Origin of the sequence: Anaerotignum propionicum, assembly GCF_024461735.1 — a bacterium.
Lineage (GTDB): Bacteria > Bacillota > Clostridia > Lachnospirales > Anaerotignaceae > Chakrabartyella.
In genome coordinates this window covers 498,579-507,397 of sequence record NZ_JANGAD010000001.1, presented here as the reverse complement: position 1 = coordinate 507,397, position 8,819 = coordinate 498,579, and the positions used below count along the sequence as shown (strand labels likewise).

The window sequence follows — 8,819 nt, the reverse complement described above, 5'->3', positions numbered from 1 at the left end:
TTGATGTAAACTTCACTGTTGCTGCTGTGTCACTTGTTCTGTTCGCAACACCTGGAGTTACTACAGGTGCTGTGGTATCAGGTGCTGCTGTCTGAACTACATCAACATCAACTGCGATAGTTACGCTAATTGGTGCTACTGCATCTACATATCCTGCTGGCATTGTCCACACTGCTGTTAATGTCTTTGGTCCTGTTGCTGTTCCATCAAATGTTCCTGTCCAGTCTGTAATTGTTGCATCAACCGGTGTTGTCCCATCTGTTACAGTTACTTTTGTTGGAAGCTTCCCGCTTGCTTTTAATACTGCCAAGTTAACCAAATGCTCATCTGCATCAAGTGTTACTTTTGTTAATGCTGTAAATCCTGTGATTTCTTTTGGTGCTACATATGCTGCAACTGCAATTTTCACTGGAGTGCTTACATTGCCTGCCGCATCCTTAACAACTACGTATACGTCTTTATCTCCTGCTGTCAAAGTCACACTTACTGTTGTTTCTGCTGTAGTGCAGGCTGTTCCAACTCCTGTTGTATTAATCGTAGGTGCTGTTGCATCTTTATCCACTACTGCTGTGTAATACTTACCAGCTTCGTTTGATGTAAACTTCACTGTTGCTGCTGTGTCACTTGTTCTGTTCGCAACACCTAGGGTTACTACAGGTGCTGTTGTGTCAACTACAATCTTAGCTGTTGCTGTACTGATTTGTGTTCCCTTATATTTACCTGAAGCAGAGAAAACAACTCTTAAATACTTACCTCCATCGCCACTTGCAATTGTGTATGTGCTTGCTGTGGCACCAGTAATATTTGTGTATGTTCCGTTTACTGTATCACATCTTTGCCACTGATATGTGCCAGTAGCTGCTGTTGGTGTTGTTGTTGCAGTTAGTTTTGCGCCAACTACCGCAGTACCAGTAACCACAATTGCACTTACACTCTTTTTGCTAGAAGAGGAAGAATCAGAAGATGACCCACCACCAGTTCCGTTTTTGTTTGTTTTTTCAGGTTTATCAACACCCTTGGCTGTTTCTGTTTTGGTAATTGTAATGTCTGAAGCATATGTAATACCATCAACATTAGCCTCCAATGTGGAAACCTTACCTTTACCGTTCAATGAAATTTTTCCATCTGCCGCAAGGGTTGATACTTTACTGTTGCTGCCAACCTCAATTTTTGTTCCGGCAGCATCTTTTTCAACAACTACTTGGTCAATGTCTTTTGTAATATAGAGATCTGCTTTGCTTTCAACGTACAGCTTCTCTGCTGCCACACCAATTGTTGTTTTATCAGAAATGGAAGATGTAATGCTAATTCTTTTTACTTCTCCGGAGAAATTGCTAGCAGTTAGGTTACATGCTTTTTTAATTTCTACATTAGGAAGCTTTGTTTTTCCGGAAAGCTCAAGACGAACATTCTTTTTATCCATAACTGTCTTACCTTCAACAGTTGTGTTGTCTAAGTAAACGGAGTTTTCTCCGCCACCTTGGATAATCAAATCACCCTTAATTTCGACATTGCTTAAAGTAACTTTACCATTACCAACTTTATCAGAAATGGTTAAGTTTCCTTCAATAGTCTGGTCTTTCAGCTTTGTACCGCTCTGATCAATTACAACGTCTTTCTCTACTTTCTTTGTTTCTTCCTCTACAGGTTTTACACCCATAATTCTATTTAAGGTAGAAACAGCCTCTGCTCTGGTTAAAACAGCATTTGGTCTGAATGTTCCATCAGGATAGCCGCTCATATAACCTTTTTCAACAATTCCGCCAACTGCACCCTGTGCCCACGCTGGGATACTGGATGCGTCATTAAAGGATGCCAAGGAACCTCCAGATGCTCCAAGCGCCTTTGCAATGAAAACTGCTGCCTGTGCTCTGGTTATAATTTCATTGGGTTTAAAGGTACCGTCGGGATAACCCGCTGTATACTGCTCTCCCATTGCAATGGCTACATCATTATAGTACCAATCACTGCTGGAAACATCGGAAAAAGATACATTTCCTTTATGATTCAAGCCCAATGCTTGGTTCATAATACGAGCAAACTCAGCTCTTGTCGCAGGCTTATCCGGCTTAAAGGTACCATCTTGGTAGCCACCGATTAACCCTTTATCTTTCCATTGTGTAATTGTTCTCTCAGCCCAATGACCACGAACGTCATTTGAAGCAGCGAAGGCGTTTACAGGCGCAATCGCCAAAGCCGCAGCTAACGCCATAGATAAAGCCTTTTTGTTTTGTACTAAATGTTTCACGTTATGTATTCCCCCTTTTCATTACGTTACTCTAAAATGTATGAATCAAACGTTTCAGATTTTCTTAATCACACCCCCGATTCCTTTCATTTCATAGGGCATTTCAACTCTTAATAACATACCCATGATATCATTATAGCATTGTTCGTTAATTATTACATGGATTCAATTGGAAAATATTGTATAGAAATTGACAGTTTTAATATACATCTTTCACTATACATTTGTTTTTGTATACACAGTTTTTAATCAAAATTGTGGCTTTTACACAATAATCCCAAAAGAAAAAATAACAATTATTGTAAGTTACATTCATTGGTTACATTTTTCTATCTCGTTTTATAACTATTTTAATTAAGAGAAAAAGGAATTTAATTGTAATTTTTGAGGGAAAATCAGTTTTGTAGTTTTAACAATAAAGCAGACTACTGAAATTTCCCTAGATTTTACATTTGTTAAAAAATCCTTCAGACCCAGTAAAATAATCTTACATCAGTTTGAAGGATTATATTTTAAAAATTACTTAAATTAAAGGAACTTTTTCTTAAATTTTATTCTCAACCAGCAAAAAGAGCACTTTGGAGCTATGGCAATTCAAATATTCAATGATTAAACCATACTTTCAGGGCGGAACACCTCATCAAATTTTTCTTCTGTTAAAAACCCTAAGGCTACACAAGCTTCTCGTAAAGAGATATTTTCACCGTAAGCTTTCTTCGCTGTCTTTGCTGCATTTTCATATCCGATATAAGGATTTAAACAAGTAACCAACATCAGGGAGCGGTGCAGATTTTCATGCATCTTTTCCTTATCCGCCTGAATGCCTGAAACACAATTGATGCGGAAGGATTCCAAACCATCTGCCAAAAGCCGAACAGACTGCAAAAAATTATAAATACAGACAGGCATGTAAACATTCAGCTCAAAATTTCCTTGAGATGCACAAATACCAACGGCAGTATCATTAGCCATAACCTGAACAGCCACCATTGTAATGGCCTCACATTGGGTTGGATTTACCTTTCCAGGCATAATAGAACTTCCCGGTTCATTTTCAGGTATTAATATTTCACCTAAACCGCATCGGGGTCCGCTAGAAAGCCAGCGCACGTCATTGGCAATTTTCATTAAATTCGCTGCCAATGCTTTCAATGCCCCATGGGCAAAAACTAACTCATCCTTTGCAGTTAAAGCGTGAAACTTATTTTCCGCAGTAATAAAATGTGTACCTGTTAAATTGGATACTTCTTCTGCTGCAGCCTCTGCAAAACCTTTTGGCGCATTCAATCCTGTTCCTACCGCCGTGCCACCTAATGCCAGCTCCTGCACCCCTGAAAGGCTAGTTTCAATCATTGCCTTTGTTTTTTCCAGCATATTCCGCCAACCGCTGATTTCTTGAGAAAAGGTAATTGGTGTTGCATCCTGCAAATGGGTTCTGCCTGTTTTCACAATTCCCAAATTATCTCTTTCCAAGCGTTCCAGCTCAGAAATCATCCTCTCAACGGCAGGAAGAAGCTGTTTTTTCGTTTCCAAAACTGCCGCAATATGCATTGCCGTGGGAAAGGTATCATTTGAACTTTGAGACATATTCACATGATCATTGGGATGCAAAAGTTTTTCCCCTGCAATTTCATTTCCACGATTGGCAATCACCTCATTAACGTTCATATTGGACTGTGTACCACTGCCTGTTTGCCACACAGCCAATGGAAACTGATCATCAAGCTTCTTTTCCAGAATTTCATCACAAACCTGACCAATCAATGCACATCTTTTATCATCCAACTTACCCAAACGGTTATTTGCTTTGGCAACTGCTTTTTTCAGAATTGCAAAAGCATAGATTATCTCCATAGGGATTTTTTCGGTGCTGATTTTAAAATTTTCAAAGCTTCTTTGGGTTTGGGCTCCCCAGTACACGCCAACCGGAACCTTAACTTCACCCATAGAGTCTCTTTCAATACGATATTCCATGACAAATCTCCTTATATGCTTAAATTTACTTAGATTGTTCTAGCATAGATTATAGCAAAAATTTACCTAAAAATATATCGCTTCATGAGAAAAAATCCGGAACAATTCTTGAGTTTTTATATAAAAAATGGTACACTGCTCAAAAAGGGGGAATGAAAATGTATACAACAAGCATTGCTATTCAAGTATTGCCCGATATTACAGAAATCGATAAAATCTGTGCCATTGTGGATCATGTGATTGAATACATCGACTCCACAGGCTGCAATTATATGGTCGGCCCATTTGAAACCACTATAGAAGGTGATTTTGAGACCTTAATGTCTATTATAAAGCGTTGTCAGGAAATCCCTGTGGAGCTAGGCGCACCATCCACCAAGTCCTATGTGAAAATTTTTCATAATCCCAGTGGCGTTTTAACTATCGCTGAAAAAACAGATAAATTTAAATAACAAAGGAGTACTTATGAAGCGTATTATTTTTGACCTTGACGGAACTTTAATTGATTCTATGCCAATATGGAAAGACACAGGGCGTAATTTCTTATTAAAGCATGGTTTTGCTGTCCCCGAAAATTTACATAGTGTTGTAAAAGCGCAAACAATTGGCCAAACAGCTGAATATTTTCGTTCTCATTTAGGCGTAACCCATAGTCAGGAAGAAATCATTCAGGAGATTATTTATTATGTAGAAGATGCATATAAGAATACAATTCCTCTTAAGCCATATGCCAGAGATTTTTTAGATAGAGAATTGGCCAATGGCACTAAAATGTGCGTTTTAACTGCATCAGAGGCAAGTTATATTCGTCCAGCTTTAGAGCGCCTTGATCTCTTAAAATATTTTCAATTTATTTTAACATGCAGTGAAACCGGGCACTTTAAAAGCGAGCCTGATGTCTTTCGCATTGCCATGGAAAAACTGGGTGGCTCTTTGGAAAATACCATTGTTTTTGAGGATGCCCTTTATGCTGTGCAGGGTGCAAAAAAAGGTGGATTTACCGTTTATGCCATTGCTGACCCCGTTACAGAAGCGGACAGCAGTGAAATATGCTCTTATGCTGATAAATACATAAAAAGCTATAAAGAGTTATTATAATTAATAAAATCCGCTATAACAACTGTTTATTTCTTATAAAAAGGAGATACGTTGTATTATGCTGACTACGTATCTCCTTACTTTTATTATCAGGGGTTTGCCTTTGATTATGTATTGCTTCAAGAGTTTTCCCAGCGCAATCGCTAATATAATATCAGTCAACTGCAAAGACTTGAATATTTAAGTTTATCTCGTAATTTTTGCCGCCATAGCTATCAAAAATCAATTCACTTGTACCCTTTGGTAAATCAATTTCTTGAGTAAAACTATTCTTCCATCGATAGCCACCCATGGCAAATTCATTTGTCTTATATTTCAAAACATCGATTGTATTATCCTCTTCTGTTTTATATTTTAAACTAAAACCACTAAAGGATAAATTATCTTTATTATCTATATTATTGACACCAGCATCAACTAAAACTTTGATTTTTGTATCTTTATCAAGAGAAGTATTTAATATAGTAGAACTGTCATCTTTATCTGTGAAAGATACTGTAATCTCATCTAGCAATTTATCACTGTCCTTTTTATTGTTATCTTTATCTTCAAAATCAAGACTCTCCATTTCATCATCAATAAAATTTTCTTCTTCTAACTCATCTTCTTCTTTTTCAGCACTGAAATACTCAATTTTATCCTTATCTATGTTGAAAAACGACAGGTTAAATTTAAAAGTGGATTTCTTCCCTCTAAATTCAATGCGGCTATCCCCTTTCTCCAAGCTAATAGTCGTATTCAGTTGCAATTTGCCCTTTTTCCCATTTTTATTGCTGTCAGATATAACCGTCTCCTTATTATCCGAATTGATATAAACTATCTTAACATCATCGGATATTCCCTTTAATTCACCAGACAAATCCACAGTATTATCCTCAAAAGAAGAAATATATACAATATTCAAAGTATTCACAACCAGACATTTTCCCGATATTTCGTAATTATCGTTTTTTTCCATGGCTGTATAATTACTATAGAAGCTGGTTGAGCTATTAGCAAAGTCACTTCCACAAGCCACAAGAACTAAACTTAGAATCAAACAGCACATACCAATTAGTGTTTGTTTCAAAACAAATTCCTCCTTTACTTTTCTCTTTTTTATTCTTATCTAAGTATTTTAACACTTTTTATAATTTTTTCCATTCAATTAAGGAAATCTTTATAAATAGACATTAAACCATTGGACTCTACGGAGCGTTTATTTTAAAATTTTATGTTATGCGTTACAATTGGTTTATGGAGGGGAAATCATGCAAAATAAACAAATCGGCTCTATCATTCGTAAAGCACGCTTGGAACAGAAAATGACCCAAAAACAACTTGCTGACAAAATAGACATCAGCGATAAAGCAATCTCAAAATGGGAATGCGGATTGGGTAAGCCAGATATCCGCCTCATTCTAAAGCTTTCAAATATCTTAGAAATTGATGTTCGAGATTTGTTAAAGCTATATGAAAAACCATGATAACTCTTTTCTTTGCAATATAGACAAACAGATAAATGATAAGGATGGTGAAACAAATGGATAAGCTTTCGAAAAAAGCTTTAAAGGAGCAATATAAAAATCGAATACTCGTGGGAGGCGTCTTCCGCATTTTGTGTAGTGGAAATGGGGCATTTTGGGTTCGAGCAGCAACAGATTTACAAGGCTCGAAAAACCGATTTCAATTTTCTTTATCCATGGATTCCAGCCCAGAACCATGTATGGCTGAAGCATGGAATCAATTTGGAAAATCCTCTTTTTCCTATGAAATTTTAGAGGAACTTGAAAAAAAAGAACTGCAAACAGAAAGTGAATTTACAGAGGATATCAACACTCTGTTAGAAATATGGATTGATAAATTATCGGAAGGAGGACAATAATTTTGGAACAAAAAAATATTATAAATAGGTTTCTAGATGAAACGGGAAAAATCAAACAATTGCCGGAGAAGAATACCTATAGAATTGAAGTTTTAGGCTATTTGGCGGAAAAATTTGAATCCAATCGCAATTATACCGAGAAAGAGGTAAATAGCCTTTGCGATGAATGGCACACTTTTTCTGATTATTTCATTCTCAGGCGAGAGCTTGTTGATAACGGATTATTATGCCGCGAACCAAGTGGTTCTCGTTATTGGAAACCATTGCAGGCAGAGAGCAACCACTTGTAAATTGTGATTTATTATTTAAACTTAAAATATAGGGGTAGGGCAGAGCTGATTTTATTGCTTCTGTCCTTTCCTGTATTTTTATCTTTATAAAACACCATTGCAAAATCAAAACAGTTATTGCCTTTTTAATCATAACATGGTAAGTGTTCAAAACTCATCCAAGTTATAAAGTTCATAATTAAAGATTCATTCGCTTACTGCACAATAAAAAAAGCCCCTATGATTATATATCTTATCACAGAAGACCTACCGACAACTTTTTATAGAAAACTTAAATAGCTTATGAGGAAACTCTCTAATTAGGTTTTAGAATGCAAACATGAGCAAGAACCAAATAGGGTCTTGCCCAAAATAACTATATTTTTTAAGTTATATTTTGAGTTTACAAGAAGATATAAACTTTATTTTTTCGTTGCTTGTTACCATGTCTTAATATGTAACATCCTATAACTCTTCATTCGTTGTGATATCCTCTGGAATTTCCGTTTTCTTCACGGCAGATTTAAACATAACAAATGATGTGTATAGAATTACCCCGATTACCAGCCATTTTAGTGTGTTTAATGGCATTGACTTCACAATATATGCCGCTACTAACACACCAACTGCACCAAAAACCGTTATAGCTATGGATGCTTTTTTATCATAAGCTCCTTCTTTTACAAATTTCACAGCAGCTGCCGGCATAAGGAACGCACAAGACCCCATCATAATGGGAAAAGCAACTTTAGGGCTAAGTCCTAACGCATACACAAGTGCCATACAAGGTGCATATAATCCAATACCCAAAGTCATAAGTGCACCTAAAATGAAATTTGCAACAATGCCGATGATTAATTTTGCCCCTGTAAGGCCAATAGCCTCTCCACCCACAGGAAAAATACCCGCTTGGCTAAACAACATAATCACCGCAACAATCAACAGTGCGACTCCCATACCCATCTGAACCTTTTTCTCATCAAGTTTTGATACAACCCCTGCCCCAAGAACAGCTCCAATTGCCGCTGCACCAAGCATACTAAATAAGGTAACCGCCTCCACTTGGATCACCGTAAGAAAAATAAAAGCTTCAAGCACAACAGGAATTGTCATGGATACATTTAAAGTTCCCGGTAAATTCTTATCCTTTGATAAATGAAAAAACTTAAATAATGCTGTTGTTGGTGCAAAGCTTCCTATCCCTAATGTGTCAAAAAAATTCGTAACAAACCCAACGGCTCCGAGGGCAAAAAAATTCGTTTTTTCAAGTTCCCCCGCTTTTTTTACTTTCAAAAAATCTTTCATAAAGACTATTGTAAAATACAATGTAATCGCAAAGAGCAGTCCTAGAACGATTTGCAGCACG

The 8,819-nt window shown here is 36.8% G+C and carries 9 protein-coding genes; 5 read left to right on the top strand and 4 right to left on the bottom strand.

Annotated features, from left to right (window positions below; all coding sequences use genetic code 11):
* A partial coding sequence (locus NE558_RS02580; RefSeq protein WP_256148347.1) for an S-layer homology domain-containing protein occupies positions 1 to 2,248 on the bottom strand: 2,248 nt, incomplete at its 3' end.
* A 609-nt stretch (positions 2,249 to 2,857) separates the two neighbouring features.
* Positions 2,858 to 4,222: a class II fumarate hydratase gene (fumC, locus tag NE558_RS02575; RefSeq protein WP_256148346.1), complete on the bottom strand. Its 1,365-nt coding sequence runs from the start codon at positions 4,220 to 4,222 to the stop codon at positions 2,858 to 2,860.
* 158 nt (positions 4,223 to 4,380) lie between these two features.
* On the opposite strand from fumC, the gene NE558_RS02570 reads away from it, so the two are divergent.
* Both NE558_RS02570 and NE558_RS02565 read left to right on the top strand, forming a co-directional pair.
* Positions 4,381 to 4,674: a thiamine-binding protein gene (locus NE558_RS02570; RefSeq protein ID WP_256148345.1), complete on the top strand. Its 294-nt coding sequence runs from the start codon at positions 4,381 to 4,383 to the stop codon at positions 4,672 to 4,674.
* A gap of 13 nt (positions 4,675 to 4,687) precedes the next feature.
* On the top strand, positions 4,688 to 5,320 hold the full coding sequence (locus tag NE558_RS02565) for an HAD family hydrolase (protein ID WP_256148344.1): 633 nt from the start codon (positions 4,688 to 4,690) through the stop codon (positions 5,318 to 5,320).
* Between the two features lie 154 nt (positions 5,321 to 5,474).
* Here NE558_RS02565 and NE558_RS02560 read toward each other — a convergent pair whose 3' ends face one another.
* Positions 5,475 to 6,389 (bottom strand): hypothetical protein, encoded by a 915-nt coding sequence (locus NE558_RS02560; protein ID WP_256148343.1) that lies wholly within the window; start codon positions 6,387 to 6,389, stop codon positions 5,475 to 5,477.
* Between the two features lie 181 nt (positions 6,390 to 6,570).
* On the opposite strand from NE558_RS02560, the gene NE558_RS02555 reads away from it, so the two are divergent.
* From NE558_RS02555 to NE558_RS02545, 3 genes are read left to right on the top strand one after another with little or no spacing between them, the layout of a single operon-like run.
* Complete coding sequence (locus tag NE558_RS02555) at positions 6,571 to 6,786, top strand: helix-turn-helix domain-containing protein (protein ID WP_256148342.1); 216 nt, start codon at positions 6,571 to 6,573, stop codon at positions 6,784 to 6,786.
* 56 nt (positions 6,787 to 6,842) lie between these two features.
* A complete protein-coding gene (locus tag NE558_RS02550) occupies positions 6,843 to 7,184 on the top strand; it encodes a GIY-YIG nuclease family protein (RefSeq protein WP_256148341.1) in 342 nt (113 codons plus the stop codon).
* A gap of 2 nt (positions 7,185 to 7,186) precedes the next feature.
* Entirely contained in the window at positions 7,187 to 7,474 is a 288-nt protein-coding gene (locus NE558_RS02545; protein WP_256148340.1) for a DUF2087 domain-containing protein, read from the top strand.
* 444 nt (positions 7,475 to 7,918) lie between these two features.
* Here the strand turns inward: NE558_RS02545 and NE558_RS02540 are convergent, their stop codons facing one another.
* Positions 7,919 to 8,818, bottom strand: a complete 900-nt coding sequence (locus NE558_RS02540; RefSeq protein ID WP_256148339.1) for a TSUP family transporter — start codon at positions 8,816 to 8,818, stop codon at positions 7,919 to 7,921.
* Position 8,819 lies beyond the last annotated feature (1 nt).